30 protein-coding genes and 1 riboswitch are annotated in these 26,265 nt (G+C 60.6%); of the genes, 15 read left to right on the top strand and 15 right to left on the bottom strand.

Annotated elements, in window-relative coordinates:
* Positions 1-78 precede the first annotated feature (78 nt).
* The 5 genes from J1W56_RS05065 to thiD all read left to right on the top strand — a co-directional run bounded on the left by J1W56_RS05065 (position 79) and on the right by thiD (position 4,526).
* Positions 79-1,035, top strand: a complete 957-nt coding sequence (locus J1W56_RS05065; protein WP_223612198.1) for a TadE/TadG family type IV pilus assembly protein — start codon at positions 79-81, stop codon at positions 1,033-1,035.
* Positions 1,036-1,091: 56 nt separating this feature from the next.
* Positions 1,092-1,194, top strand: a riboswitch (TPP riboswitch).
* A 111-nt stretch (positions 1,195-1,305) separates the two neighbouring features.
* A complete protein-coding gene (locus tag J1W56_RS05060) occupies positions 1,306-2,049 on the top strand; it encodes an ABC transporter permease (protein ID WP_223612197.1) in 744 nt (247 codons plus the stop codon).
* A gap of 38 nt (positions 2,050-2,087) precedes the next feature.
* The gene (locus J1W56_RS05055; RefSeq protein WP_223612196.1) at positions 2,088-3,041 is read left to right on the top strand and encodes an ABC transporter substrate-binding protein; all 954 of its coding nucleotides are present in this window, start codon (positions 2,088-2,090) and stop codon (positions 3,039-3,041) included.
* 25 nt (positions 3,042-3,066) lie between these two features.
* Positions 3,067-3,729 (top strand): thiamine phosphate synthase, encoded by a 663-nt coding sequence (thiE, locus tag J1W56_RS05050; RefSeq protein WP_223612195.1) that lies wholly within the window; start codon positions 3,067-3,069, stop codon positions 3,727-3,729.
* A complete protein-coding gene (thiD, locus tag J1W56_RS05045; RefSeq protein WP_223612194.1) occupies positions 3,726-4,526 on the top strand; it encodes a bifunctional hydroxymethylpyrimidine kinase/phosphomethylpyrimidine kinase in 801 nt (266 codons plus the stop codon). The genes thiE and thiD overlap by 4 nt, the downstream gene beginning before the upstream one ends.
* Here thiD and J1W56_RS05040 read toward each other — a convergent pair.
* The gene (locus J1W56_RS05040; RefSeq protein WP_223612193.1) at positions 4,468-7,308 is read right to left on the bottom strand and encodes a DUF2339 domain-containing protein; all 2,841 of its coding nucleotides are present in this window, start codon (positions 7,306-7,308) and stop codon (positions 4,468-4,470) included. The genes thiD and J1W56_RS05040 overlap by 59 nt on opposite strands.
* A gap of 72 nt (positions 7,309-7,380) precedes the next feature.
* Positions 7,381-8,187, bottom strand: a complete 807-nt coding sequence (locus tag J1W56_RS26060) for a lytic transglycosylase domain-containing protein (RefSeq protein ID WP_319025516.1) — start codon at positions 8,185-8,187, stop codon at positions 7,381-7,383.
* A gap of 255 nt (positions 8,188-8,442) precedes the next feature.
* Between J1W56_RS26060 and J1W56_RS05030 the strand changes: the two genes are divergently transcribed.
* The 5 genes from J1W56_RS05030 to J1W56_RS05010 all read left to right on the top strand — a co-directional run bounded on the left by J1W56_RS05030 (position 8,443) and on the right by J1W56_RS05010 (position 12,367).
* Positions 8,443-9,483, top strand: coding sequence for an L-idonate 5-dehydrogenase (locus tag J1W56_RS05030; protein WP_223612192.1), 1,041 nt, complete (start codon positions 8,443-8,445; stop codon positions 9,481-9,483).
* Between the two features lie 140 nt (positions 9,484-9,623).
* On the top strand, positions 9,624-10,502 hold the full coding sequence (locus tag J1W56_RS05025; RefSeq protein WP_223612191.1) for a D-alanyl-D-alanine carboxypeptidase family protein: 879 nt from the start codon (positions 9,624-9,626) through the stop codon (positions 10,500-10,502).
* A 113-nt stretch (positions 10,503-10,615) separates the two neighbouring features.
* Complete coding sequence (locus J1W56_RS05020; RefSeq protein ID WP_223612190.1) at positions 10,616-11,200, top strand: hypothetical protein; 585 nt, start codon at positions 10,616-10,618, stop codon at positions 11,198-11,200.
* The gene (locus tag J1W56_RS05015) at positions 11,200-11,787 is read left to right on the top strand and encodes a hypothetical protein (protein WP_223612189.1); all 588 of its coding nucleotides are present in this window, start codon (positions 11,200-11,202) and stop codon (positions 11,785-11,787) included. The genes J1W56_RS05020 and J1W56_RS05015 overlap by 1 nt, the downstream gene beginning before the upstream one ends.
* Before the next feature lie 4 nt (positions 11,788-11,791).
* Positions 11,792-12,367, top strand: coding sequence for a hypothetical protein (locus tag J1W56_RS05010; protein WP_223612188.1), 576 nt, complete (start codon positions 11,792-11,794; stop codon positions 12,365-12,367).
* A 5-nt stretch (positions 12,368-12,372) separates the two neighbouring features.
* Here the strand turns inward: J1W56_RS05010 and J1W56_RS05005 are convergent, their stop codons facing one another.
* Positions 12,373-13,671, bottom strand: a complete 1,299-nt coding sequence (locus tag J1W56_RS05005; protein ID WP_223612187.1) for a hypothetical protein — start codon at positions 13,669-13,671, stop codon at positions 12,373-12,375.
* Positions 13,672-13,742: 71 nt separating this feature from the next.
* Positions 13,743-14,927: an MFS transporter gene (locus tag J1W56_RS05000; RefSeq protein ID WP_223612417.1), complete on the bottom strand. Its 1,185-nt coding sequence runs from the start codon at positions 14,925-14,927 to the stop codon at positions 13,743-13,745.
* Between the two features lie 222 nt (positions 14,928-15,149).
* Between J1W56_RS05000 and J1W56_RS04995 the strand changes: the two genes are divergently transcribed.
* Positions 15,150-15,788, top strand: coding sequence for a glutathione S-transferase (locus J1W56_RS04995; RefSeq protein WP_223612186.1), 639 nt, complete (start codon positions 15,150-15,152; stop codon positions 15,786-15,788).
* A 36-nt stretch (positions 15,789-15,824) separates the two neighbouring features.
* On the opposite strand, the gene J1W56_RS04990 is transcribed toward J1W56_RS04995, so the two are convergent.
* The gene (locus J1W56_RS04990; protein WP_223612185.1) at positions 15,825-16,706 is read right to left on the bottom strand and encodes a DMT family transporter; all 882 of its coding nucleotides are present in this window, start codon (positions 16,704-16,706) and stop codon (positions 15,825-15,827) included.
* Between the two features lie 8 nt (positions 16,707-16,714).
* Positions 16,715-17,128 carry a VOC family protein gene (locus tag J1W56_RS04985; protein ID WP_223612184.1) on the bottom strand — a complete coding sequence of 138 codons (414 nt, stop codon included), beginning with the start codon at positions 17,126-17,128 and terminating at the stop codon, positions 16,715-16,717.
* Between the two features lie 215 nt (positions 17,129-17,343).
* On the opposite strand from J1W56_RS04985, the gene J1W56_RS04980 reads away from it, so the two are divergent.
* Positions 17,344-17,505, top strand: coding sequence for a Thivi_2564 family membrane protein (locus J1W56_RS04980; protein ID WP_182548090.1), 162 nt, complete (start codon positions 17,344-17,346; stop codon positions 17,503-17,505).
* Between the two features lie 40 nt (positions 17,506-17,545).
* Here the strand turns inward: J1W56_RS04980 and J1W56_RS04975 are convergent, their stop codons facing one another.
* Entirely contained in the window at positions 17,546-18,439 is an 894-nt protein-coding gene (locus J1W56_RS04975) for a LysR substrate-binding domain-containing protein (protein ID WP_223612183.1), read from the bottom strand.
* Positions 18,440-18,652: 213 nt separating this feature from the next.
* Here J1W56_RS04975 and J1W56_RS04970 point away from each other — a divergent pair, with 213 nt between their 5' ends.
* The gene (locus J1W56_RS04970; protein WP_223612182.1) at positions 18,653-18,793 is read left to right on the top strand and encodes a hypothetical protein; all 141 of its coding nucleotides are present in this window, start codon (positions 18,653-18,655) and stop codon (positions 18,791-18,793) included.
* 9 nt (positions 18,794-18,802) lie between these two features.
* On the opposite strand, the gene J1W56_RS04965 is transcribed toward J1W56_RS04970, so the two are convergent.
* The 3 genes from J1W56_RS04965 to J1W56_RS04955 all read right to left on the bottom strand — a co-directional run bounded on the left by J1W56_RS04965 (position 18,803) and on the right by J1W56_RS04955 (position 19,825).
* On the bottom strand, positions 18,803-18,991 hold the full coding sequence (locus J1W56_RS04965; RefSeq protein ID WP_223612181.1) for a hypothetical protein: 189 nt from the start codon (positions 18,989-18,991) through the stop codon (positions 18,803-18,805).
* 61 nt (positions 18,992-19,052) lie between these two features.
* Positions 19,053-19,454 carry a (R)-mandelonitrile lyase gene (locus J1W56_RS04960; protein WP_223612180.1) on the bottom strand — a complete coding sequence of 134 codons (402 nt, stop codon included), beginning with the start codon at positions 19,452-19,454 and terminating at the stop codon, positions 19,053-19,055.
* Positions 19,445-19,825, bottom strand: coding sequence for an ArsR/SmtB family transcription factor (locus J1W56_RS04955; RefSeq protein WP_223612179.1), 381 nt, complete (start codon positions 19,823-19,825; stop codon positions 19,445-19,447). The genes J1W56_RS04960 and J1W56_RS04955 overlap by 10 nt, the downstream gene beginning before the upstream one ends.
* Positions 19,826-19,947: 122 nt before the next feature.
* Between J1W56_RS04955 and J1W56_RS04950 the strand changes: the two genes are divergently transcribed.
* Positions 19,948-21,123 (top strand): MFS transporter, encoded by a 1,176-nt coding sequence (locus J1W56_RS04950; RefSeq protein WP_223612178.1) that lies wholly within the window; start codon positions 19,948-19,950, stop codon positions 21,121-21,123.
* A gap of 58 nt (positions 21,124-21,181) precedes the next feature.
* Here J1W56_RS04950 and J1W56_RS04945 read toward each other — a convergent pair whose 3' ends face one another.
* Positions 21,182-21,643: a YidB family protein gene (locus tag J1W56_RS04945; protein WP_105737885.1), complete on the bottom strand. Its 462-nt coding sequence runs from the start codon at positions 21,641-21,643 to the stop codon at positions 21,182-21,184.
* 160 nt (positions 21,644-21,803) lie between these two features.
* Here J1W56_RS04945 and J1W56_RS04940 point away from each other — a divergent pair, with 160 nt between their 5' ends.
* Positions 21,804-22,061 carry a GlsB/YeaQ/YmgE family stress response membrane protein gene (locus J1W56_RS04940; protein ID WP_223612177.1) on the top strand — a complete coding sequence of 86 codons (258 nt, stop codon included), beginning with the start codon at positions 21,804-21,806 and terminating at the stop codon, positions 22,059-22,061.
* A 155-nt stretch (positions 22,062-22,216) separates the two neighbouring features.
* Here J1W56_RS04940 and J1W56_RS26055 read toward each other — a convergent pair whose 3' ends face one another.
* The 4 genes from J1W56_RS26055 to J1W56_RS04920 form a co-directional block, all read right to left on the bottom strand.
* Entirely contained in the window at positions 22,217-23,230 is a 1,014-nt protein-coding gene (locus J1W56_RS26055; protein WP_223612176.1) for a DUF930 domain-containing protein, read from the bottom strand.
* A gap of 91 nt (positions 23,231-23,321) precedes the next feature.
* Entirely contained in the window at positions 23,322-23,825 is a 504-nt protein-coding gene (locus J1W56_RS04930; RefSeq protein ID WP_223612175.1) for an ankyrin repeat domain-containing protein, read from the bottom strand.
* A gap of 167 nt (positions 23,826-23,992) precedes the next feature.
* Positions 23,993-24,907 (bottom strand): hypothetical protein, encoded by a 915-nt coding sequence (locus J1W56_RS04925; protein WP_223612174.1) that lies wholly within the window; start codon positions 24,905-24,907, stop codon positions 23,993-23,995.
* Between the two features lie 219 nt (positions 24,908-25,126).
* A complete protein-coding gene (locus J1W56_RS04920; RefSeq protein ID WP_223612173.1) occupies positions 25,127-26,152 on the bottom strand; it encodes a fatty acid desaturase in 1,026 nt (341 codons plus the stop codon).
* Positions 26,153-26,265 lie beyond the last annotated feature (113 nt).

Genomic DNA, 26,265 nt, shown 5'->3' with positions numbered 1-26,265 from the left:
TGAGACAATCTGAACGAATTTGCTAAGCAGGCATTTACGGCATGGCCTTCATGGTTCGCTCAACAACCGGAGCGGGCTATGAGCAAATTCAAACAATTCCTGAGAGACAAGCGTGGGGCCACGGCACTGACCTTCGGTCTGCTGCTTGTGCCGCTTATGGGCATGACCGGTCTTGCCCTTGACTATACCGTTGCCTCAAATGAAAGAGTCAATTTGCAGAACGCCGCTGACACAGCGGCGCTGGCCGGTGCGTCCGTCTTCACGGGTGGCAACGCACAGGCTGCCGAGGACAGGGCACGGGCCTTTTTGCGTGCCAACCTTGGGGACAAGGCCAGCGCGGTCAGTGTCAATTTCAGTGCAAAGGACCAGAAGGTTACCGTCAATCTGGGAGGGCAGACCAATACCCTCTTCATGTCGTTGCTGAACCAGAAGTCAGTCCAGATTGGTGTAACTTCAACTGCGCTGGCGCCGTTGAAACCGTCAGAAGCCAAGATCATTTTGAAGGACATGTACGGCATTTGGGCCAAAAAGGTTTCGATTGTCGTCACTCGCCCTGGTTCAAATAAGGAAGTGACGTTAGGCACCGTGTTGTATGAGGCCAAAGACAAGACTGCCCTCAATTGGCGAGGAACAGGGGTCAAAACTATGAGTCCGGCTGACGGTAACGTTGTGCTCGGCGACTACCAAACACTGTATATCAAGATGGAAGTCAAAAAGGACGGTTGTGATGTCGGCCGTTATAATTCCACAGCTAATACAAACACCGTTACGTGTAAAACTGCATCGAGCGGATATAAGAATTATGATGCAACATACCAAACCAACGATGGAAATACTGTGGATCATCTCTTCGTTGACGGTGTGCAGCTGAAGAAAAATGGTGATACAAAGTTAACGGATCTGCTCAGTTGCGATAAGCAATCTCACGAACATGCTTGGGAAGATGGCGGTGGCTGGGACCAGCAAGATCTTTTCTACACGGTTATTTCCGGGTGCAAAGCTGTTGATGGTGAGAATGTCCGACTGACCAACTAATGCCGGCAATCCTCAAGCGGCGCGATTGACTTTACGCCCCCGCCGCTCCATCATGACTTTATTCCGAGGGGGGCACTGTACAGTGCTGAGATAGCGTCGAGCTGGACCCTTGAACCTGATCCGGGTTATGCCGGCGTAGGAACGGGAATTGAGCATTCTTCACGCACTCTGCCTTGTCTTCGCACATATCCGGATCTCCACACGTTTGATGGAGTCCTGCAGATGCCGTTTTCGCTGAACCACCAATCGCCGAGTCTGTGACGGGCCGCCATGCGCATGCTCGTCCGCATCGCCGGAGCCCTGCTGGCTGTGCTTGCGTGCTGGCAGCTCGCTGTCTGGATGCTGCAGCCGCCGCGCTTCATCCTGCCTGGCCCCGGTTCTGTCATTGCCGCCCTGGTCGAGCAGCAGCATTATCTCCTGAGCAACGCCGCCATCACGGTGCTTGAGATCGTGCTCGGGCTGTTCTTCGGTGCCATCGCCGGAATCCTTGTTGCGCTTCTGGTGGCCGGCCTGCCGGGTTTCGGCCAGATCGTCTGGCCTCTCCTGCTTGTCCTGCAGGCGCTTCCGGTCTTTGCCATTGCGCCGCTTCTGGTTCTCTGGTTCGGCTTCGGCCTCGCATCGAAGGTCGTCATGGCCAGCCTGATCATCTTTTTCCCCGTCGCCTCGTCCTTTGCCGATGCACTGCGACGGACCAGTCAGGACTTGCTGGATGCCGCCGCCCTGACACAGGCCTCGCCGCTGGCGACACTGTTCCTCATCCGCGTGCCCAGCGCCTTGCCCGGCCTCGGTTCGGGCCTGCGTGTTGCGGCGGTCTTTGCCCCCATTGGCGCCGTGATCGGCGAATGGGTCGGTGCCTCGCGCGGACTTGGCTTCGTCATGCTGCAGGCCAATGCCCGCATGCAGACCGATACGCTGTTTGCCGCCCTCATCATCCTCGCCGTTCTGACCATCGTTCTGCGTTTCCTCGTCGATGCCTTCGCCGCACGTCTCACGCCCTGGGTGCAGGCATCATGACCGCCCCGTTTTCCCGTCCCGTTGATAAAGGAATGCCCATGTTTCGCCGCCGCGCGTTTGCCCCCGCCATCATCCTGCTAACCGCCTTGTCTCTCCTCGCATCTCCCGCCGCAGCGGCAGACAAGCTGTCTGTCCTGCTGGAATGGTTCGTCAATCCCGACCATGCGCCGCTGGTTATCGCCCGCGAAAAGGGCTTCTTCAGCGAAGCGGGACTGGACGTGGACCTGATCCCGCCGGCCGATCCGGCAGCGCCGCCGCGCCTCGTGGCGGCCAAGCAGGCGGACATCGCCATCGGCTATCAGCCCAACCTCTATCTCAGCCATGATGAAGGCCTGCCGCTGGTGCGTTTCGGCACACTGGTGGAGACGCCGCTCAACACGGTGACCGTCCTCGCCGATGGCCCGATCAAGAGCCTGAAGGACCTGAAGGGCAAAAAAGTCGGGTTTTCCGTGGCTGGTTTTGAGGATGCCATGCTCGGCGCGATGCTGAAATCCGAAGGCCTGAAGACGGGAGATGTCGAGCTGATCAATGTCAACTTCGCCCTGTCGGCATCGCTGATCGCCAATCAGGTGGATGCCACGGTGGGCGGCTACCGCAATTTCGAGCTGACGCAGATGGCGCAGGAAGGCCACAAGGGAACGGCATTCTTTCCCGAGGAGCATGGCGTTCCCGTTTATGACGAGCTGATCTTCCTGACCCATCCCGATCTGGCGAAAGACGACCGTTTGAAACGTTTCATCGGCGCCGTGGAAAAGGGAGCGATCTATCTGACCAACCATCCCGATGAGTCCTGGTCGCTGTTCGTCAAGGCCTATCCCGATCTCGACAATGCGCTGAACCGGCAGGCATGGATCGATACATTGCCGCGTTTTGCCAAGCGTCCGGCCGCCCTCGACCGCAGCCGTTACGAACGGCTCGGCGTGTTCATGCACGAGGCGGGGCTGATCAAGTCCGTACCCAAGGTGGATGACCTCGCCGTTGAACTGCAGTGAAACGATTTATTCGGAGAAAAAGACCATGCCAAAAGTAGATTTCCGCCTGAATGCCATTGTCGATGTCGATGCCATCGGCGGTGATGCCGATCTGGGTGCCCTGGCTTTGCAGGCCGCGCGGGGCGGCGCCACGATCATCCAGTATCGCGACAAGAACTCGCCGACGCGCAAGATGGTGGAGCGCGCCCGTGCCATCCATGCGGCCCTGCACGGCACAGGCATCCCCCTGCTTGTGAATGACCGCATCGACGTCGCGCTGGTGGCGGGTGTCGAGGGTGTGCATATAGGGCGCGAGGACATGCTGGTCGCCGACGCCCGCACGCTGCTTGGCCCCGATGCAATCATCGGCCTGACGGTGAAGAATGAAGCGGATGCGCAGGCGGCCATAAGCTCTGCCATCGACTATGCCTGCGTGGGCGGCCTGTTTGAAACCCCTGCCAAGCACAACCCCGACGGTCCGATCGGTTTTGACGGGTTTGCCCGGCTGGCCGCCATCATCCGCGCGGCAAAGCCCGACCTGCCGGTCGGCGCCATCGCGGGCATCGATCTCGGCCGGGTCGCCCCGGCTATTCGCGCGGGTGCCGATGGGGTTGCGGTGATTTCGGCGATCTTCCGTCAGGCGGATCCGCGCGCCGCCGCACAGGTGCTTCGCGATGCCGTCGACGAGGCGTTGAGGGCAACCGCATGACCGCCATTGCCCTGACCATCGCCGGTTCCGACAGCGGCGGCGGCGCCGGTATCCAGGCCGACATCAAGACGTTCTCGGCGCTCGGTGTCTATGGCACGAGCGTGCTGACCGCGATCACCGCACAGAACACCCGGGGCGTCACCGCCATCGAGAACCTGAGCCCGGCTATCATCCGCGCCCAGATCGATGCCGTTCTCTCGGATATCGCGGTCGGGGCGATCAAGATCGGCATGGTTTCCACGGTCGAAACCATTGACACCATCGCGGAAGCCTTGAACCGCTGGCAGCGCAAGGCAGTTGTCGATCCGGTGATGGTGGCAACATCGGGCGATCGGCTCTTGCAGCCGGAGGCGGTGGAGGCGCTGCGCCAACAGCTCCTGCCGCTGGCACTTGTGCTCACGCCCAATCTGCCGGAAGCCGCGTTGCTGACTGGCACCCGCGTAGCGGAAACCGAACGGGAGATGGCGCGGCAGGCGGAGCTGCTGCTGAAGCTTGGCCCGGCGGCGGTGCTGATCAAGGGCGGTCACGGGCATACAAGCCTCAGTACCGACCTCTTGTTCGACGGTGCGTCTATCACGCGCTTCGACGGACCGCGGCTCGCCACCACCCATGACCACGGCACGGGCTGCACCCTGGCGGCGGCGATTGCCAGCGGGCTGGCCAAGGGTCTTGATCTGCCGGCGGCAATCGGCGAGGCGAAAGCCTATCTGACGGCAGCCATGGCTGCCGCCGACGGGCTCAATGTGGGTCAGGGGCGCGGCCCGGTGCACCATTTTCATCGCTGGTGGGCGGCGTAGCTGCCGCCCCCGCATTGAGAATGCGCTGGTAGAACAGGCCGACGCCAACCAGCGACAGACCCAATCCGATGAAGGAGAGGGCCCGCAGGATGCCTTCAAGGTTCGACATGTCGAGCAGGAAGACCTTGGCGATCACAAGGAACACGATCGGAGCCGAGATCAGGCGCAATGGCCTGTTCTGCCGCCACGCGCCCAATCCGAAGAGGCCAAGGCCGAACAGCAGCCAGACGGCCGAGTAGGTGAACATTTCCATCGAATCCACGCCCTTCCACAGATGAATGCTGCTGCCCCAGAAGAATACCCGGATGGTGAGCGTCACCCATGTGAACAGCATGAGGCCGGACAGGATTGCCAGGGCCATGGCATAATGCCGGGGGCGGTTGGCCTGCGCCATGACCAGCGGCAAGCCGAACAGCTTTATCTGCGGTTCGCCGAAAGCGTTGAGCGCCACGAGGGCCGCCAGAAGGCCCGGCAACAGGTAGCCCATGAACAGGCTGTTGAAGATCAGGCCGCCGCCGACCGAGCCATCAAACAGCGGATTGAGGAGAATGAAATGCTGGGTGACGGCCACAAGGATGCCGATGTAACCGACAATGAGCGCGGCGATGCGGTAGAGCCAGTCCTGGCCGCCTCGGCTCAGCATCATCAGCGACAATGATCCGCCGAGTGCGATGAGCGTGTAGAGTGACTGCTCGCTCAACGTTACATCGCCGCCGCTGTCGAGCGTGCCCCCGTTCATCCAGTGGCGGACGAGGATATTGACGAGCACGAAGCCTGCCAGCACGGCAAGGGCCTGTGCAAGCCGGTAAGCGGTGTCCTTGATCCCTTTGGCCAGCACGAGCTGCGCAACGATCATGGCCGCGAAGAAACCGCCGTAATTGAGCAGGAGCTGGTTGAAGAACGGCGTGGTGGACAGGCGGTCGCTGCCGACGATCGTCGGATCGAAGAGAATATGCCCGAGGATGACAACGGCAAACACCGCCGGCGCAAAGCGCAGCACCGGTGCAAGGCGGGTCCGTGTGGCGAAGGCATAGACAACCGCCAGGGCGCAGGCGGCCAGAACGCGCCATTGCGGGTCGAACACCACGAAAAGGGCGAGCACAGCGAAACCGATGGATGCGGCGTCAAACAGCCATGCCGGGGATGCCGGCTTCACATCGTCCTTCCACAGGCGCGTCAGCCATGTCGCAGCGCCGAAGCCGGTGATTGCGAGCCCGACGGTGAGTATTTCTTCGGTTGCGGCAGGTGTGTTGCCGAAGATATAGAGCATCACTGTGATCATCACGAAGGGAATGGCGGTTCCCAGCGCCGCATAGGCAAGGCCGCGCACGATATCAGGCAACCGCGCAAGCACCGTTGCCGCAAGAACACCAATGGCGGTGAAGGCAAGTGCGATGACTATGGCAAAGCTGCGATATTTCGCCGGATCGTAGAGCGACAATCCCGAACTGTTGTAGCCGCTGTCCAGCAGATGATGCATATCCGCGAGGGAGAGCGGAACAAGCGCGATGAGGGCGGCTGGAACAAGGAAGGGCAGGGCCCGGCGTATCAGGAGCGGTGCCAATGCCGACACGGCAATAATGAGTGTTGCCAGGACCAGATAGCGCGACGATGCCAGTCCGAAAAGATCGTGCGAGACATAGCCAAGACCGAGAAGAACCACACCGGCGGCACCCGCTATGGTGATAGGATCGTACCAGGGTTCCTCGGTACGGTCGAACAGGGTGTAGCCGGCCGGCTTCAGATGGCTGAAGACGGAGAGGGCCAGCACGCTGACCGTCAACAAGCCAAGGGCCCCGCCATTCGGCATGGGGTCGAACCCGGTATAGGCCGCCCCCCAGAGCGCCGCGAGAAGTATCGCCGCGCCGCCGATCAACGGCCATGCCTTCGCCCGGGCGAGGACAACCGCGACGAGCGTGACGACCGACAGATAGGTCATGAAGCTGTAGGGTGCCGGTGCCTGTGCATTGACCAGTGCCGGTGTCAGGTAGGAGCCGATAAGGCCAAGGCCGGCAATCCACGGGCCGTGTTTGATGGCGAGGGCAAGGGTGGCAAGGCCGACGGCGCCCAATGCGAGAAAGGCGGTCGAACTGCCGATAAAGCCATAGATGCCGTGGGCGGCATAGACGACGGCAAAGAGGGCCGCTGATCCCGCGGCGGTGAGAACACCCGGGATATAGTCCGGGCCCTCGACGGACAGGCCAAGCGGCTTTTCCTTGCGGCGCAGATATTCACCCGCGCCAAGAAGCAGCAGGCCGAAAATCGCACCAAGACAGAGCCGGATACCAGGGCCGAGCAGTTCGTTCTCGATGGAATACTGGACGACGAAGATACCGCCAAGGAACAGCGCAACGCCGCCGATCCACACGGGCCAGTTGCGGCCAAGCGACCGCTCGAAATCGCCGTAGGTCTTCTTTGGCCGGGCTGCCGGTACGGATGGTGCCGGTGTTGCGCGGACGGTGACAGGCGTTGCCGACGGCTTGCCCGACATGATTTGCGCCACCTTTTTCGGGTCCAGCCGCGCTGATGCCATCATGGCCGGTATCGGTGTTCCCACGGGCTCGGCCGGGGGAACTGCGCGTGCCGGTGCCTCCGTCAAGGCCTCGTCGGCCCGGAAACGGCGAATCGGCTTTGCGGTATCGCTGGCTGCCGGTGCCGGTTGCGTTTTTTCCGCAATCTGCCGTCGCAATTCTTCGACCTGCTTGCGCAGCGCGGTTACTTGCTGACGCGCCGTGGCCGCTACAACCAGTGCGATGATCGACAGAATGATGGAAAGACCCATGTGTGTGCTCCAGATTGAGCACACAACGCCATGAATCGGCTCATTATTCAACTAGGCGTTGATAAGTGGGGTTTATAGCCCGTAAGGGCGATCAGCCGGAATGGCGATAAAGCCGGGACGCACGGGAGCCGGGTCCGGCGCATAGGCCACCGTCTGCACCGTCGCGGCCGGCTGGCTGATTGCGGGCACAGGTGCCATGGGCAGCGAAGCAATCTGCGTGGACTGGACAGGCGTGGTGCCGCCCTTCAGGCCGGTTTCATCCAGCATGCCCTTGCGCTTGGCCTGATAATAATAGCCGCTGGCATAGAGGCGAACAGCGCGGTCAAAATTGCGGTCGGCAACCTTGTAGGCACCGGCCAGGTATTTCACGCCGTATTTGAGGTTGGTTTCCGCATCGAGCAGGTCCTTTGGCGTGCCGTTGTGCCCCATGGCGCGGGCGGTGGACGGCAGAATCTGCATCAAGCCCCAATACTTGCCGTTGCGGGCTTCCGGACGGCCACGGCTTTCGCGGTGGACAACACGGCGCACCAGCGCTTCCGGCACCGCATAGGCGGCAGAATATTGTGAAATCAGATTGTCGACCCGCGGGCCGTAGGTCTCTTTCTTTGCCGGTGCGGCAATTTTAGCTGTCTCGGCCGGGGCAACCTGCGCCGTGGCATTGGCGGTTGCGAGGGCGGCCGGGTTGGCCGCGGGGCCGGCATAGGCCATCTGTACAGGCGCGCCGGTCACGGTCAGCGCGGTGGTGCGCGGTGCAGTCTCAGGAACAGGAATCGACGCTGTGCTGGTCGGCAATGTCGGGTTGGCCGTGGTGCAAGCTGCCAGGCTCAGTACCAGACCGAGGCAGGCGAGCGGGCGCAGCAATCGAATGTTTGAAACCATTGTCCACCAGTTCTGAGCGACCGTTTACGGCCTGTTAATCTCTTCTCATAGCCTGTTCGGCGGCTTCCCCGGCAATCACTTTCCGCAACACTCTGTAACAAATGCCGTTTCCACAGGTCTGCAGGGCGATTTTTGGACGCTCCCCGGCCGCTGGCGGCCGCTGCGGATGCTCCCGGTCCCGATCAATCCGCGCGTGTTGTTTGTCCGCCATTTTCTCGATACGATCGCCGTTATCACCATTTCGGGACGGATCACATGAAGACAATTGCTGCCACCCTTTTCGGCCCGGAGGATTTGCGTATGGCGGAACATACGCTCTCCGCGCTGAAGCCCAATATGGTGCGCATCCGCTTCGGCGCAGGCGGCATTTGCGGCTCGGACATGCACTATTTCCGTCATGCGAGGACCGGCGATTTCGTCGTGACATCGCCGCTGATCCTCGGTCACGAAGTGGCGGGGGAGGTGATGCAGCTGGGGTCTGAAGTCACGGGGCTGAGCATTGGCGACCGTGTCGCGGTCAACCCGTCGCGCTGGTGCGGCACCTGTGCCTACTGCCACGAGGGACGCGCCAACCTGTGCGAGAATATTTATTTCATGGGCTCGGCATCGAAGACGCCGCACATGCAGGGCGGCTTTGCCAGTTTTTTTGATGCAACGCCGGCGCAATGCGTGAAGGTGCCCAGGGATTTCCCGTTTCAGGCGGCGGCGCTGGCCGAACCGCTTGCGGTGTGCCTGCACGCGGTGCGGCGGGCGGGACACGTCAAAGGGCATTCAGCCATCATATTCGGTGCGGGTCCGATCGGGCTTCTCACCCTTCTGGCGCTGAAACATGCCGGTGCGGAATCCGTCGCGATGGTCGATCTCGCCGCCGCTCCGCTGAAATTCGCGCTTGAACTGGGTGCCGACCGGGTGTTCGACCTGTCGGAAGGCGAGGACAAGCTTGCCAAACTGGCAGTCGCGACGCCGTTCGATGTCGGCTTTGAAATTTCCGGAACGGCCGCTGGCCTTGCCTCGGCCATCCGCACCGTGCGGCGCGGCGGTACGGTTGTGCAGGTCGGCAACCTGCCCGGCGGCTCTATTCCGGTGCCCGCCAATGCGGTGATGGCGCGGGAACTCGACCTGAAAGGCACGTTCCGTTTCGGCGAAGAATTCTACGAAGCCGTTGAACTGATCGTCTCCGGAGAAATCGGCGTATTGCGGCTTGTCACGGGTGAATTCCCGCTTGAAGAGGCCCCCGAAGCCTTCGCCGTGGCGCTGGACAGATCGCGCAGTGTCAAGGTCGTTCTGACTGCCTGAGGGCCCGGCGACCATTTGCCGTCACGCCACAGCTTGGTCTGGCGGCGGAAATCCGCTAACAGGGTGGCAGAGCAGCGGATTATTAACAATGATGCGCTAAAAACCATTCATCTCCACCTTTGGAAATCAGACCGCTCAAAATGAACGTGCCGCGTGTTTTTTACCCTCTGTCATTGATGTCAAAATGTGTGGCATTGTTTGTTCTGGTTGTTGGCGTGGCGAGCGGTTGCACGACCACGTCGGCGCTGCAGCCGGTCGCAACGACCGTGCCCGCTTCCATCACGGAAAAGTCCGCGTCGATTGTCGTCGATGGCAGTACCGGTGCGGTGCTTTACCAGGCCAGTGCCGACCTTCCGCGCATCCCGGCCTCGCTGACCAAGATGATGACGTTGTATCTGACGTTCGAAGCGCTGGAATCCGGCCGTCTTACCAAGAACACGGTCATTCCCGTTTCCGCTCACGCCGCTTCCCAGGCGCCGAGCAAGCTTGGCTTCCGGCCCGGTCAGTCGATTGATGTGGATACGGCGATCAAGGCGATCGTGGTCAAGTCGGCCAATGACGTTGCCGTTGCGCTTGCCGAAGCCATTGGCGGCTCTGAACCGCAGTTCGCCGCATTGATGACGGCCAAGGCCCGGCAGCTCGGCATGAAGGGCACGACGTTCAACAATGCCTCGGGTCTGCCCGATCCCATGCAGGTCACCACCGCCCGCGATATGGCGCTGCTCGGCATGGCGCTGCGCCGGCATTTCCCGCAGCAATATTACTATTTTTCGCTGCATGACTTCATGTTCAACGGCAGGCTGGTGGAAGGCCACAACCGCGTCCTGGCAAAGCTCAACGGTGCCGATGGCATCAAGACAGGCTATGTCCGCGCCTCCGGCTTCAACATCGTCACATCGGTGAATGACAATGGCCGCAAGCTCGTTGCGGTGGTGATGGGCGGCGACACGGCAAGAGCGCGCGACCAGCAGGTCGTCGATCTGGTCCATAGCTATCTGCCCATGGCTGCCTCACGCTGACCCGCCTCATGCGGTCAGGACTTGCCATGCAGCGCGCAACCGTTGCATGGTTCCACGGAATGCGACTCAGAATTCAGCGCGTGCCATGGCGCTGATCGGAGGAAGATCGCCCGATGTGGTCCTATGTGCGCAATCTCCCCAGCAAGGCACGCGCCTGGATAACCGCTGGCCTCGGCACGTTTGCCGCGCTCGCAGTGGCCGTGGCCCTCGGAGTATTCGAAGCGCAGCCGCAGGCTGCCGTCAGCCAAATTCTTCCCGGACAGTCGCTTGATGCCGGCAAGTGGCGCATCAAGCCTCTGAAAGTATGGGTGACGGATCAGAAAATCCATGGTCTGACGCCGAAGGCGGATCAGAAGGCACTGGTGCTTGAGGTCGAGCTGATGAACCGGACAACGCGGTCGGACAAAAGCTACTACAGCACAGTCCATCTGCCTCCCGGAATTGGGGCAAAGGCGGAAAAACCGATGATCTATCTTGTGCGGGATGACGCGCTGATGCCGGCGCTCCAGCCGGGACTGCCGGAAAAAATGGCCTATGTCTGGCTGATGCCGGCAACGGCGATACCCGAAGGCCGGATAGATTTCAGCATCGAGGCGGAGAAGTTCAAACAACGCGATAATTTGTATGGCATGCCCGGATGGTTCAACGCATACACGGCAGCCAAGGCCAGTCTGGCTCTCGCCGGAGGACAGGGCTGATGCGCCCGCTCGGCAATATTCTGGTGGTCTGTCTTGCCGTCATTGTGCTGTATGCCATGCAGCAGACAAAGCCGCATTACGAGGATTTGACCGGCCCTATCCCCGCCTATGGCAAGATGCATGAAACGGTTCATACCCGGCTGGTCGACCTCAGGCTGGACCAGGTGGATTTTTCCCGCGAACTGGCGTTCACGCAGTACGGGCAGCGCAAGACACTGACGACATCGGGCCTTTGGGCTGTGGCGACAACGGAATTGGCGGCAACGACTGCATCGACAACGGTTGCTGCAGCGACATGGGTGGGCCCGACGGGCCTGCATTACGAAAAAACCGATCGGATCGGCACCCTGAGCAGCCAGATGCCGCCGATGCTTGATCCGGGCATGCCGAGGAAAGTTCGTTTTGTCTTCGAGATACTGCCGGATCAAGTGAATGGGGCAACGTTCACGCTTTCCAGCCGGATGGCGCCACGGCTCGATTCCGAGGCACGCATCGCCATCGATGATTTCAGAAAGTTCAACGACGGCCAACCGCTGATAGCGGACAGCTATGATCTTGCAAAACCCGTGCCTGTTTCAGGGAACTGATCGCATGACCCTTGCGCTTGACGAGACGCCGGATCTTTCGGAACGCCGCTGGCGCCGGCGCAGCCTGTGGGCGCTGATGCTGCTCATTCCTCTTGCGCTGTTCGTCGTGTCGTACAGCGATGTCAAGGAAATGGGAAAGAGCAACAATGTCGTGCCGATTGACGTCGCGGCTGGCCAGAGTGCCCGATACGGCGGCAGCGACTGGCAGTTTATCGAGCTGCGCACGGTCACCGAGGGCTTGAAACCGGGGGCATTGCCGAAAAATGCCGTTCCGGTCATTGCGCGTTTCATGGTCGAAATCGGCGATCCGGACCTGAAAAATCTCTGGCTGATGTGTTCGATCAGGCTTGTGGACGCAACCGGGCGATCCTGGTCGCCAGCTTCGGTGCCCGGCCTGCCGCGTCCCGCCGAGGGTATAGAAACCTGCACCTCGACCATCTTTGCCGGGGGCAGCCAGGGCATGCGGCGGGTGGTCGAGGAGACCTATCTTGTCCCCGCCAATGTCGTTGGGGAGCTGAGACCGACCATCGGCATGCGCAGCGAGCGGCCCTACTATCTGCGCTTTGCCCGTCCGCAATAGTTGGGCTAGCTGCTGGCAGCGACCGGTTCCGCCTCTGCTAGCTGCGGATTGCGCCGCATCGAGAATGCCGTTTCCATAATTGCGGCAAGAAAGCAGATGCGCAGCGGTTCGATCAGTATCCCGGTCGATGAATCCTGCAGGGGGCTGCCAAACAGGAAGCTGACACCGTTGGAAAGGGCTTGCCAGACGTCCAGCGCATGCGGGCCGATCAGCCGTGCGGTGCCCAGCCACATCCAGGCGGCGGCCCACTCAATGAAACGATATCCGAGGATCAGCGTGAGGATGAGGAGCAGTCCGGCGTTGAGGGTCAGCTTGACGCCGTTGGCGATGGGCAGGTAGCGCGAGCGGTAGCCGCCAATGAAATGCTCCACGAAGTCGCGCAGGAATTTCGGGATCGATTTGTAGCGCTCGCCGAACTGTTCGACGCGGCGGTGCAGATGCAGAAGTTCTTTTTCGTCGCGCACGTCGTAACCATAGACCAAGGCCACCATCACAAGCCAGATCACCGGTAACAGCGCATGGAAGAACAGGCCGATCGCGACGGTGCCGAACGCTTCGGGAACCTGCTCGACGGGTATGAGTGCTGCGGCGTGGGTCGATGCAACCGGCTCCGGCAGACCGGCAAGCAGGGATTTGGCGTAGGTCCAGAGATTGCCTTCGCTCAGGGCTTTCATCCAGCTGTCCTTCCAGCGGCTGATGATGTAGAGGCCGATGAAAACCCAGTTGGTCTCGCACACCACCATGATGATCTGCCAGATGGAACGGCCAGTCTTTTCCTTCATGGTTTTTGCCAGCTTGCGGATGACCCAGGAGATGGCAACGGACAGAAGCAGCCATTTCGAATCCAGCACATCAAGCACATTGCCGCCGCTTTCGCCGAAGGGCATCTGGTCGAGCGCGGCGCGTGAATACTGCCGCACCGTATTGCCCAGAAAGCCCCAGGCGGCGTAATAGGCAAAGAACGGGATGAGCGCGACAGAGACCATGGCGGCCAGTCTCGAAAATCCGCGGCGCGTGTCATCGTCCGGGTCCGCCGTCGCGACGTTTTCCTGTGCCGCGTTCAATGCCGGCAGGCCGGGCCGGACAATCTGGATCATGGAAACGGTTGTCACAAGCTGCGCAAGAGCCACCAGTGTCAGTAAGGCCAGTCCCGCATAGTGATTGATGTAGGCAGCGTCGACGGCCAGTTGCATCAGCACATGCGATGCAATGACCCCAAGCAGCAGGACGGCAAAAAGCTGTGGCCAGAACCTCAGCCACAGCCGGAATGTCAGCTTCAGGGGCAACATAATGTCGGCCAGCATGATCAATTCCCTGCGAATCTCATGCGGACTGTATCAAAATCGCGGGGCGTGTCACCCCGCGGGGAAAGGCTCTAGGTCGCAGCAAGAACCTGCGTTGCAGCGCGCCGGTCGAGCGCCTGGCTCCAGAGTGTCAGCCCAAGGGCGCCGACCACGAGAATGGCGCCGACCCATGGTGTCGCGCCAAGACCGAGGGGCGACGCCACGATGATGCCGCCGAGGAAGGCACCTCCGGCAATGCCAAGGTTGAATGCGGCGATGTTGAGTGCCGAGGCAACGTCGACCGTCTCCGGCGTGTGGATCTTCGCCAGCTGCACCACATAAAGCTGCAGGCCGGGGACATTGGAGAAGGACAGTGCACCGAGGGCGGCCAGCGTGACCAGCGACCAGACCGGCGAGACAGCCGTGAAAGTGAAGATGGCCAGCACAAGCGCCTGCAGAGCAAACATCACGACCAGCGCGCCAACCGGGTTGCCGTCGGCCACACGTCCGCCAACCATGTTGCCCACGGCAATCGACAGGCCGTACAGCACGAGGATGAGACTGACAGTCGAGCCTGCATAGCCGGTGATTTCCTGCAGCACCGGGGCAAGGAATGTGAACATAACGAAGGTCCCGCCATAGCCGAGCGCGGTCATGGCAAAGGCGAGCAGCAGGCGTCCGCTGCCCAGCACGCGAACCTGGTCGATCAGGCGTGCAGGAGCGGCCTTGGCGATGGTAGCAGGCAGAAGCACGGCAATGGCGATGAAGGCGATGACACCAAGGCCGGCAACCGCCCAGAATGTTGCACGCCAGCCCAGCTGCTGGCCGATGAAGGTACCAAGCGGAACGCCGGTGACGATGGCGACGGTCAAGCCGAGGAACATCATGGCGATGGCCGATGCGCGCTTGTTGGGTGCAACCAGATCGGCGGCGATGGTGGCACCAACCGAGAAGAACACGCCATGCGCGAAGGCGCTCAGCACGCGGGCGACGAGCAGCAGTTCATAGGTTGGCGAAAGCGCCGCAGCGGTATTGCCGACGATGAAAAGCGCCATCAGGCCGAGCAGGAGCGGCTTGCGCTCGATCTTGCCGGTGAGGGCGGTCAGAACCGGTGCGCCGAAGGTGACACCCAGCGCATAGACGCTGACGATGAGACCGGCGAGCGGCAGGGTGATGCCGAGATCGCCGGCAACGGTGGGCAGGAGGCCAACGATCACGAATTCTGTCGTGCCGATGGCATAGGCGCTGATTGTCAACGCCAGAAGTGCGAGAGGCATTGTCTTGTCCTTTGAATGGCAGGCGGGAATTCGGTCCGGCCCGCGAATGGAATGATGACGGATGGCAATCCGGTTGCGCTGAATATGGTCGAAGCGCATTCCATTGATAATCGTGTGATATCGCGGGATAATCATGAATTGAATTCATGGATCAGGGCGATGCACACGCAAGGCTTGTTATCGGCACCGGTTTCATGAAAACTTGTGTCAACCGAGGTCCCCATGACTCTTGCTCTGCCAGTCCTGTATTCTTTTCGCCGCTGTCCCTATGCCATGCGGGCCCGGCTCGCCATTCAGGCCGCGCACCAGGCCTGTGAGCTCCGGGAAATCGTATTGAGAGACAAGGCGCCGGAGTTTCTCGGTGTTTCGCCATCGGGAACGGTGCCGATGCTGCTGCTGCCCGATGGGACAGTGATTGATGAAAGCCTCGACATCATGCGCTGGGCCTTGAGCCAGCATGACCCGGAACATTGGCTTGAGGTGGATGATGGCGGCTGGATTGCCCGCAATGACGGACCGTTCAAGCGCAGCCTTGACCGCTACAAATACCCAACCCGCTTTGATAAAACCGATCCGCTGGCAGAACGCGAAAAAGTCGTGGCAATACTGGATGAATACGAGGAACGGCTGGCCTGGTCGCGCTGTCTCTTCCGGGCGACGCCGTCGCTTGCCGACATGGCGATCCTGCCGTTTGTCCGGCAGTTTGCCAGCGTGGATGCGGACTGGTGGAGCGGGCTTGCCCGGCCGCACGTGAAGCGGTGGCTGGATGAGTTCGTGTCATCCGGCCGGTTCGACGCGGTGATGCTGAAATATCCGAAATGGCAGGCAGGCGATGCCCCGACCCTTTTCGGCAAGGCCTGAGCATCGATTGCAACGGCTTCGAGCGGATGAAACGTTTCAATCCGCTTGAATGGCCTTTGCCGGCACGCTCTTGTTTTTCAGGTTCAGAAGGTTGCCCGAAAGGATGAGGGCTGCGCCGAGCGCCGTGTAGATATCGATCCGTTCCGCATAGATGAGCCAGCCCAGCACGGCCATGAGCGGCACGCGCAGAAAGTCCATCGGGATCACCACGGTGGCATCCGCATAGAGCAGGGCCTTCGCCATGCAGAAATGCGAGAATGTGCCGGTGAAGGCGATGATCACCACCCAGGGCCAGGCATGCAGGGTCGGCCACTGCCAGACATGCAGCGCCGGCAGCAATCCGATGGCTGACTGGATCACCAGCATCCAGAAGATGATTTTCACCACGCTTTCCGTGCGGGTCAGGGATTTGACCATGGTGAAGGAAATGCCGAACGTGAACGCCGCGCCGAGCACGATCAACTGTCCCATTTCGATCGTTCCGATGCCGGGGCGCACGATGATGACGACACCGATGATGCCGAGAAGGATCGTCAGCGTGCGCCAGAGATTGAACCGCTCGCCGAGAAAGGCGACGGCCATGACGGCCGTCCAGGCCGGTGTGGTGAATTCAATGGCGATCACCTGCGCCAGCGGGATCATGGACAGCGCCTGCAGCCAGGCGAACTGGCCGGCATAGTGGGCGGTATTGCGTCCGACGTGCTGCCAGATGCGGCCGGTCCGCATGGCGCGCACGCCGCCGGAAGACCGGATCAACGGATAGAGCATGGCCAGCCCGATCAGCGACCGCATTTCCATGATCTGGAAGACGTTGAGTTCCTTTGAGGCTTCCCGGCCGGAGATCGCCATCATGAGAATGGCGGCCAGCGACCCGGACATCCAGAACGCCGCCTTCAGGTTTGATGGCTTGAATTCCATGGCGGCCGCTATTTCGCGTAGACGCTGGCGAAATCCGCAAAGCCCTTCACTTCGATCGGGTTGCCCGAGGGATCACGGAAAAACATGGTCCATTGCTCGCCCGGTTCGCCCTTGAACCGCACCACGGGAGGCATGACGAAGTCGACCTTTGCGCGTTTGAGCCGGTCGGCAAGGGCATTCCAGTCTTCCAGCGGAAGAATGACGCCGAGATGCGGCATGGGCACCATGTGATCGCCCACCTTGCCGGTGTTGGTCGTTTCGAACGGCTTGCCGAGATGCAGCGAGATCTGATGACCGAAGAAATCGAAATCCACCCAGCTATCGGTGCTTCGCCCCTCGGCACAGCCAAGGATATCGCCATAGAAGCCGCGCGCCTTGTCGAGATCATGGACGTGGTAGGCAAGATGAAACAGCGAGCGCATGGGAAGAATCCTGAGAAACGGGGATGATGGCGAAGCTATCAGCAACTGAACCGGCAATGCAATGCACGGTGGTTCGAAATTGCGCGAAGCATCCGGTGCCGGCAGCACGTCCGGATATTGCAGCGTGTGGACTGCTGTTTGCATGGAACAAAAATAGCCAGCAAAGAGTTTTGCCACGCTACGATCGTTCTGATCCCGAAAACAGGAAATTTGCAATGTCCATTCTTATCAGCCTTTTGATCACCGTTCTGGTGATCTTTCTTGTGCTCTATCTCGTCCAGATGCTGCCGCTCGATGGCCGCGCCAAACAGATCGTCCAGGTGATCGTTGTGGTGATCGGGATTATCTCGCTGCTGCGCTATCTCGCAGTTTTCTAGGGATCGCTGCGGCGGGGCTCAACGCTCTGCCGCATCCTTGCTATATCTTTACCGCACCGAGCTGCCCCAGCATCCAGTCGCGGAACGCGCGGATTTTCGGGACATTCCGCCGGGCTTCCGGATAAACCAGCCAGTAGGCGTGCTCTGACGATCCCACAATATCGAAGGGTTGGATAAGCTGTCCTTGTTGCAGCTCGGGCTGGAAGAAGAACGGTGTCAGTATTCCCACGCCCTGTCCGGCCAGCACCGCCCGCCCTTCCAGATGCTGATCGCCCAGCCGATTGCGCAGGTCGCCGCGCAGGGCCGGCTTTTCGATACCCACCAGGCTGAACCAGATGTTCCACCAGGGGTCGCCGGGGTCGAGAATGGGCAGTTTGAGCAGGTCGGTCGGTGTCTTGACACCGCCGACCGAGGCGGCGAGTGCCGGTGACAGCATGGGCGTGAAATAGGCCTGGAAAAGCTTGTGACAGACCAGGCCGGGCCACTCCTTTGTGCCGCTGCGAATGCCGACATCCGCCTCCTGACGCACGAAATCCGTCATTTCGCGGCCGGATTTCAGCCGTACGGCCAGTGCCGGGTTCTCCATTTGAAACGAACCCAGCCGCGGAACCAGCCACGTGGCGGCAAAGGTCGGAATCGTCGCGATGGTCAGGATGCCGTCGGCGCTTTCGCGTGTCGTTGCAAAGGCGGCACGCAGGATTTCGAATGCCTCGGTCGTTGCCGGGGCCAGCCGCGCCCCGATTTCCGTCAGGACAACCTGACGCGGCAGCCGCAGAAACAGCGGCGATCCCACCCGCTCTTCCAGCAGTTTGATCTGATAGCTGACGGCGGCTTGCGTCATGCCGAGCTCCTCCGCCGCCTTGGTGAAATTGCCATGGCGGGCAGCGGCCTCGAAAACACGGATAGCGGCAAGGGGCGGAAGATTCATCGGCATGATCCATAAGCTGTCCTTATGGAAGATACTCGTCGTTTTGTTGGAAAACAAGCGCGAACAGGCGCATTGAATGCAGACCCAAGACATGAACGTCGCATACAAACCGGAGTTGAGGTCATGAACCCCTCACCATCGCACTGCACATCCATAGACAACCCCGGATCCCGCTGGGGTTGGTTCGCGACCCTTAGGCGGGCGCTGGTAAGGCCCACCGTGCCGATCACCGTCAATGCCGGGGATTTTTCCGATCACATGCTGCGCGACATCGGCATGAGGGACGGCCGTCCCGGGCGGGGGGACCTGTTCACATCGCACCCCGATCTGAAGAAGGATATTTTCAAAGGGTCCGTCTAAGCGTGCCGTTCAGGAATCAAAGTCGACTTCCAGCTGCTTCTCGAGGGCGACAAGGTCCGCGGGAAGCGGCATGCCCATGGCTTTCAGTTCGTTGAGATGCTCACGCAGAGTCTCGTGAATTTCATGGGCGTCTGCCGGCCGTTGCACCATCTCTTCAAGCAGGAGTGCGATCTGTGCCTTGATGTCTTCGAACGCCATGATTTTTCCTTTCAACGCAACCGCAAAGCCGGGTTTTTACACCTGCACACATGCTAGCAGATTATTGTGCGCCGGAATATTGCGTATCGGAAACCTTTTCCATCCACTCGACGGCATTGCCGTCCAATGCCTCCTGCATGGCGATGTGCGACATGGAATTTGCCGGACCCGCACCATGCCAGTGTTTTTCGCCGGGCGGAATCCAGACGACATCACCAGTCCTGATCTCGCGGATTTGCTCGCCCCAGACCTGCGCGAGGCCCGCACCGGAAACCACATAAAGGGTCTGTCCAAGCGGATGGGTGTGCCATGCGGTTCGGGCGCCCGGCTCGAAATGCACGACCACGGCGATCAGCCGCGCCGGGGAAGGGGTCTGGATGATCGGGTCCTGCCAGACTGTGCCGGTGAACCATTCTTCCGGCGCGCGGCGCGTCGGTATGGAGCCGCTTGATTTTATGTCCATTCGGTTTCTCCCCGGGTTTCGGCCGGATCGGCCGGAGGCTGGCTTTCAGGCAACGGCATCGTGCTTGCCGAGGCGATGACGGAGTCGAGAAAGCCGGGGAAGCGATTGTCGAGATCGGCACGGCGCAAGGTCAGAAACCGTTTCGTTCCATCGGGCCGCACATTGATCACGCCTGCCTCCCGCAGCTTGGCGACATGATAGCTCAGGGCTGTTTTGGAACCAAGCTGGGTAAATTGCCCGCATGTCATGGCGCGTTCGCCGTTGCGCGCGAGAATGGCGATGATGTTCAAACGCGTCTCGTCGCCAAGCGCTGTGAAGATGGCGGGAAGTGAAATCTCTTCAGCATCCGGATGAAACAGGGGATGGGTCATGCCCTCCTACGTAGCAAGTACGCGGGAAAAGTTCAATGTTCAATAATCGTTGAACTTTGTTCTTGACTTCACATGCCGGTGAGCTCAATAGTTCAAGGATCATTGAACAAAGGATATCTCCCATGGACATTCGCCTTGTCGGTCTGGCGTTGGGTACATTCGCCATTGGCATTGAGGGTTTTGTCGTCGCCAGCCTTCTGCCGCAGATTGCCGGGGATACCGGCGTGACGCTGGTTCAGGCCGGCTATCTCGTGGTCATGTTCGCGCTTGCCTATGCGCTGGGCGCGCCGGTTCTTGCGGCTCTTACCGGGTCTGCAGACCGCCGCGTTATCCTGGCAGGCAGTGCCACCACCTTCGTCATCGGGGCAATTCTGGCGGCATTTGCTCCGTCCTATGCGTTTCTCACGGCCGCCCGGCTGCTGATCGGCATGTCGGCGGGCCTATACGCGGCCACGGCGCAGGCAACGGCCGTCGCCATCTCTGAATCGCATCACCGGGCGCGGGCGATTTCCGTCATCGTCGGCGGGACCACGCTGGCGGTGGCCTTCGGTGCGCCGCTTGGCGCGCTGATCGCATCGTTTGCCGGCTGGCGCGGCACCTACATCTTCATTGCCCTGATCGGGGCGGCCGCGACAACCTTCGTCTGGTTTCTCCTGCCGCGCGGATTGCGCGCCGACCGCTTGACCCTGCGGCAGCGGCTCGGCGTGATCCGCCACCCCGGGCTCTTGCCAGCGCTTGTCACCATGCTGCTCTACATGGCCGGCGGCTTCATCGTTTTCACCTATATCGCCGCCATCGCGGTGCAGGGCACCGGCCTTTCCCGCGCGATGGTGCCGCTGGTGCTGCTGGCCTTTGGTCTTGGTGCTGCGCTTGGCAATGTTGTCGGCGGACAATTGTCGGATCGCTTCGGCCCGACGCGCACGGTGATCGCCGCCTCCTTCCTCAATGCCGCATCGCTGATGGCGATCAGCTGGATCATGCAATGGCCGCATGAAATCGCCGGTCCTGCGCTGATGACGATCATGGTTCTCTGGGGAATTGCCGCCTGGATGTTCCCGCCCGCGCAGGCCAGCCGGGTTCTGGCGATCGCCCCGGAAAGTGCGCCGCTCGCGCTGTCGCTCAATGGCTCGGCGCTCTATCTCGGCATTGCTTCGGGGTCGTTCATCGGCGGGCTGATCATCGCCAACCTGGGCCTTGAATATCTGGGATGGATCGGCGGCGCCTTCCCGCTGCTCGGGCTCGTCGTGATGCGGCTCGCCAGCGTCAACGCGCGCAAGACCGAACTTTCCGTCGCCTGATCCCCGGCGACCGAACAAAGGCTGGCCGAAACGAAACCCGTTCCGGCCAGCCTGGTGTTTATGAAGAAGATTTCAGGAGCGAAGCAATCTGCTGCGTGCTGGGCACCTGGCCGTTCGGCGTGAGCTGGTCGACCACGCCCGGCAAGATCTTCGACAGCTGCGCGAGAAGGTCTTGTTCACTCATCCCGGTTTGCTGGGCAATCTCGCTGATGGTTTTCTGGCCGAGCGCGCTGCCCAGATCGCCGGGTGCGATGGGCTTGTTTTCACCCGGCTGAAGCCAGGAATTTGCCGTCTCGCCATGGCCCGCATTGGTCAGGCTGTTCAGGAGACCGCCGAGCCCGCCGAGAAGCCCGCCGCCGGCTGCTGTATTGCCGTTGTCGGCCGTTTGTGGATTGTCGGGAGCCTGCGCGGGCTGGCTCGAGCCGCCGCTCAGCATTTTACCGACCAGAAGTGCTCCAAGCGCAATGATCAGCGGCTTCGATATATTTCCGCCTGGTACCGCATTATCGAAAATTCCCATCTCGATCTCCCTTCTATATTGCTCGGTTTCAGCTCAAATCCGTCGTTCTCCCCCGCAAAGATATTTGTTCATTCCGGGAGAAAGCACAACCATCTTGCTTTTATTCAATCTATGCGAAAACATGACGACATTAAGCCAATGGATAGGAAGGAATGTTCGCATGTCTGTTATCGGTTGGATTGTACTTGGACTTGTTGCTGGATTTATTGGCAGCAAGATCGTCAACAAGAGCGGTCAGGGCTTAATCCTTGACATCGTTCTGGGCATTGTCGGCGCTGTCGCCGGCGGCTTCATTTTCAGCTTGCTCGGTGCCACCGGCGTCACCGGCTTCAACATCTACAGTCTGATCGTCGCTGTTATCGGTTCCGTCGTCGTGCTCTGGCTCTATCACGCGATCACCGGCAACAGATCTGCTTGACCTGAAACCGCTTGCTTTTTGGAATGAACAGCGTGGCATCCGTGCCGCGCTGTGACTGTTATTGCAGGGCAAGGAAAACAAAACACCCACATGGTGCGGCGTCCATTCTCGCCTCAGTAGGACGCGATGATCAAGGCCGGGTCTGGCGCCGGTTATCAGCGCCTGTCATCCAACTTGCGGGCTTGCCACTCATTTCTTGGAACGATCCCGCCAATCCTGAAGGTGAATGAGACCACCCGCGTTGCGCCGGCATCGACGGAACATTTGAAATCCAGATTGTACCAGTTTGATCCGAGGCGAAACGCGGCGCCTGCACCGTTGAACGACGTCTTGGACGTGATCCCTCCCGCAGGGCCATTGGGAAGGATCGCATCCCGCGATGCAGTGCTGGGTTTTGAACTCAGCATCGCCAATGCCTCCGATGTACAGAGGCTTGCAAGGCGCTCTTCTGGCGAAAGCCTTGCGACGATCTGCGCTGTCCGTGGGTCAAGCCCCGAGTTCGGCAGGAATTTCTGGCTCATATTTGAGAATGGATTGGAGCTGGGTGCGGTTTTGGAACCGTTCGGTTTGGATGCCTGATCTGACTTCTTTGGCGTAGGCTCTGATTTCTGTTGCGGAGTGGGCATATTGTTGACCGCGTTGGTCGGAGCCGGCGACTGTTGCGTTGCCTGTCCCGCCGTTTCGCTGGGCATGGGCGCCGACTGCACATCAGGTCTCGGGGTTTCTGGCGCAGCCGGTTTGCTCTCCAGCGGCAGCGCGGCTGGAGCAGCGTCCATTTTCGCTTGTGCTGCGGGTGAGTCTTGCGGGGTTGATGCCGCGTCTTGAGTTGTACCGTCGGCGGGTGGCGCCGCTTCGGAATCGGCAGCATCTCTTTCTGATCTCGGGAGAAGCTTGAGAAGACGTTGCGAAGAGGCGGCCGCTGCGGCGGGGGCCGGGGCGGGCTGCGGTTTTGGCGCCTCTGCCTTCTCTTCCTTCTTTTCCGGTTCCGGCTTTGGCTGCGGTTCGGGTTCTGGCGGCGGAACGACCTTCACCTCCACGCTTTCCGGCTCCGGCGGTGTGGTTTTCCATTGGGGAAGCTGGAGAAATAGCAATGCCGCCACCAAAAGATGCAGGGCGAGGGACGTCAGGACGCCCCCTCCAACTTCGTCCCGCAGCTTTTTGGCGAACACTAGCATTGCTTAAACGATTATCGACCGCATGCCTGAAACCTAGGAGCTTGACCGGCCCGCAACAAGGGGGAAGGACGCAGGCCGGTTCCCTCTATTTCAACAGTGCGGCAATGGCCGGCTTGTCGGCCGCCAGTTCCAGCGCTGTCTTGCCACCTGCAGTCCTGGCAGATTTATCCGCTCCGTGCTTGAGCAGAGCCTGAACCACGGCAGGATCATCGCTGTAACTTGCCGCCATGTGCAGCGGCGTCATCTTGTCGTAGTCACCGACGAAGTTGACCTTCGCGCCCTTGGAAATCAGCAGATCGATGACGCTTGCCGGGCCGTAATAGGCTGCAGTGTGCAGGGGTGCCCAGCCCTCCTGGGTCTTCAGGTTCACATCGGCACCGCAGGCCAGCATCTTGGCGACAAGATCGGCTTTCTTGTCGCGGATCGCGATGCTGAAATGTGTGTCGCCGCCCATATCCCGCCCGTTCGGATCGAGTTTTTTGCACTGCGCGGCCGTGGGCGCCGCGCCGGCGCCGGAAACCGGAACAACCGCACTCAACGCCGTCAGAGCCAACCCGAACAGGGCCACATTTGAAAACAATCTCCGCACGCTGTCGTCCTCACCAATTTGGATTGCGTCCGTCATCCGCGACGGATCGATCCCTGCTTTCTACAGGGCTTCGCGTCCGCTGGGCAAGGGAGGAGCAGCGCATTCGGCAAAAGGCCCAAGCACGTCCCGCGGCTCATGTCGCGGGACGTGCTGGCGGTCAAGCGGGTCTACCGATTGCGCCGGATTCCGGCCGCACCACCGACCGCTGCGGCGAGGGCGCCGATCAGCATGGCGACAAAGGCTGCAAAACTGCCGCTTACGGCAATCTTTGCCGACTTGTCGGCGGCCTGCTTGGCCTGAGCCTTCAGTTCTTCAACCTTGGCCGTGGCTTTGGCCTTGAGGTCGTCGATCTTGGCAATAGCGGCATCGTATCGCTTGTTGGCTTCATCGGGCGAAATGCCCAGCTGTGCTGCAATGATGGCCGTCACGCGCTGTTTGGTTTCCTGCGATGTCTCTTCACCCAGCGCATGACTGGTCAACGCCGATACGACTTCCTTGCGGGCCTGTTCCGGCGTCAGGGATGTGGTCCCCGAGGGATCGCGGTTGAGCGCACCGTCTACCAGACGGTCGACCTCCGCGCCGGCCTGTTCCTTTGTAATGCCGCTGGCTTGAACAGCCTGCGGGATCATGTCCTTGGCGGTCGAGGCCGCGCCGGACATGGCCTGACCTGCTGTCGATCCGACCGAGGACGCGACGCTGCCGAGGACGCCGAAAGCCCCGCCGACGGCGGTGCCAAGCAGATAGAGTCCGATAGCCAGTCCCGCGGCCCAGACAACCAGACCGTGCAGCACACCGCTCCAGCGCGCGTACTGGCCGGAAAAATAGGCAGCGACGTAACCGCCGATAGCCAGGGCAATAATCATCGCAACGGCGCTCCAGATACCGCCGCCGATACCCAGGCCCTGCGCGGAAGCGCCGTCGCCGGTGGTGCTGACCGTGCTGAGGCCAATCCCCAGACCGAGGGCTGCGAACATCACCTGGACGGCGATGGTGAGAAGCGTTCCGCCAAAAATACCGCCCCATGCGAGGCGCTGTCGGTCAACCGCGATTGTATCCACTGTGTCCCGATCATACGAAACCATGGTGTGTCTCCATTCATCCTGTTCTTCAGATAAAATCCCTGCGGGGCTGCAAGCTCCCGGCGAGATCAGGATGGAAACACACCCGGATACCGTTGGTTCCAGATCGGTAGCCGGATATATTTTGCACGGGCGTGGGAACAAAAGCGGCGTACGTGTATGCCTGCGCGGTATGCGCAGGCTGCAAGGCAGGTGTACAGATGGTCTGGAAAGCGGCTGGCGTCAGGCCAGGCTGCGCGCCTCGCGAAACGTGATGAGCCTCTTGCGGCCTTCATCCCACAGGACCAGTTTCACGCAGCGCAGGCTCTGCAGAATGGTAATACGCCCGACATTGCTCAGTTCCGGATAGTCCCGCAGAACTTCCGGCAGCCGGTAATAGGGCACGCGGCTGGAAAGATGGTGGACATGGTGGATGCCGATATTGCCGGTCAGCCAGCGCAGGGGAAGCGGCAGGACGTAATGCGAGGAACCGTGCAGGGCGGCTTCCTGGAACTGCCAGTCAGCGCCTTGCGACCAATGGGTCTCCTCGAACTGGTGCTGGACGTAGAACAGCCAGATGCCTGCAGCCCCGGCAAGAACGACGATGGGCAGATGCACCATCAGGAAGGGAATGACACCCACCAGCCAGATCAGAACGGCCGCCAGCAGCGCAATGGCAAAATTCGTCGCCATGGTGGAGATCCAGGGCTGGGCGCCGGAGCGCATCATGCCGAACGGCAATCTCTGTTTGAAAATGAAAAGCCAGGCCGGCCCGATGCCGAACATGATCACCGGATGCCGGTACAGGCGGTAGCCCAGGCGGCCCCAGCGGGACAAGGCCCGGTATTCGGCGACGGTCAGGGTCGTGATATCGCCGACACCGCGCTCATCCAGGTTGCCGGCCGAAGCATGGTGCAGTGCATGCGCACGGCGCCAGTAATCATAGGGGGTCAAGGTAAGAACGCCGATCGCCCGGCCGGTCCAGTCGTCGGAATGCCGGTGGGCGAAGAAAGAACCATGGCCGCAATCATGCTGGATCATGAACAGGCGAAGCAGGAAGCCGGCTGCCGGAATGATGAACAGCAACCCCCACCAGAAACCGTAGTGGACGGCAGCCCAGCAGACCGCCCACAGGATTGCGAAGGGAATGACCGTCACCGCAAGCTCGAAAATGCTGCGGCCGCGGTGCGGTTTGCGATAATTCAAAAGGATTTTCGGCCAGGCTCGGCCGCCTAATCCAGCTTCGGAAATGGGAGAGGTGTTTTTCATCGTCTATCATAGGCTTGCGACATGGGGCGACACAAGAGAGCTTCCCGTTCTTTTGTCGTAATAGGCAGATTTATGTGTAAATCCGCTGCGTCATCACGGAAATCGAGGCAGAG

This window comes from Phyllobacterium calauticae (genome assembly GCF_019991125.1).
Lineage (GTDB): Bacteria > Pseudomonadota > Alphaproteobacteria > Rhizobiales > Rhizobiaceae > Phyllobacterium > Phyllobacterium calauticae.
Note: the sequence above shows the minus strand (reverse complement) of the source record. Positions and strands in the feature narration are given on the sequence as shown.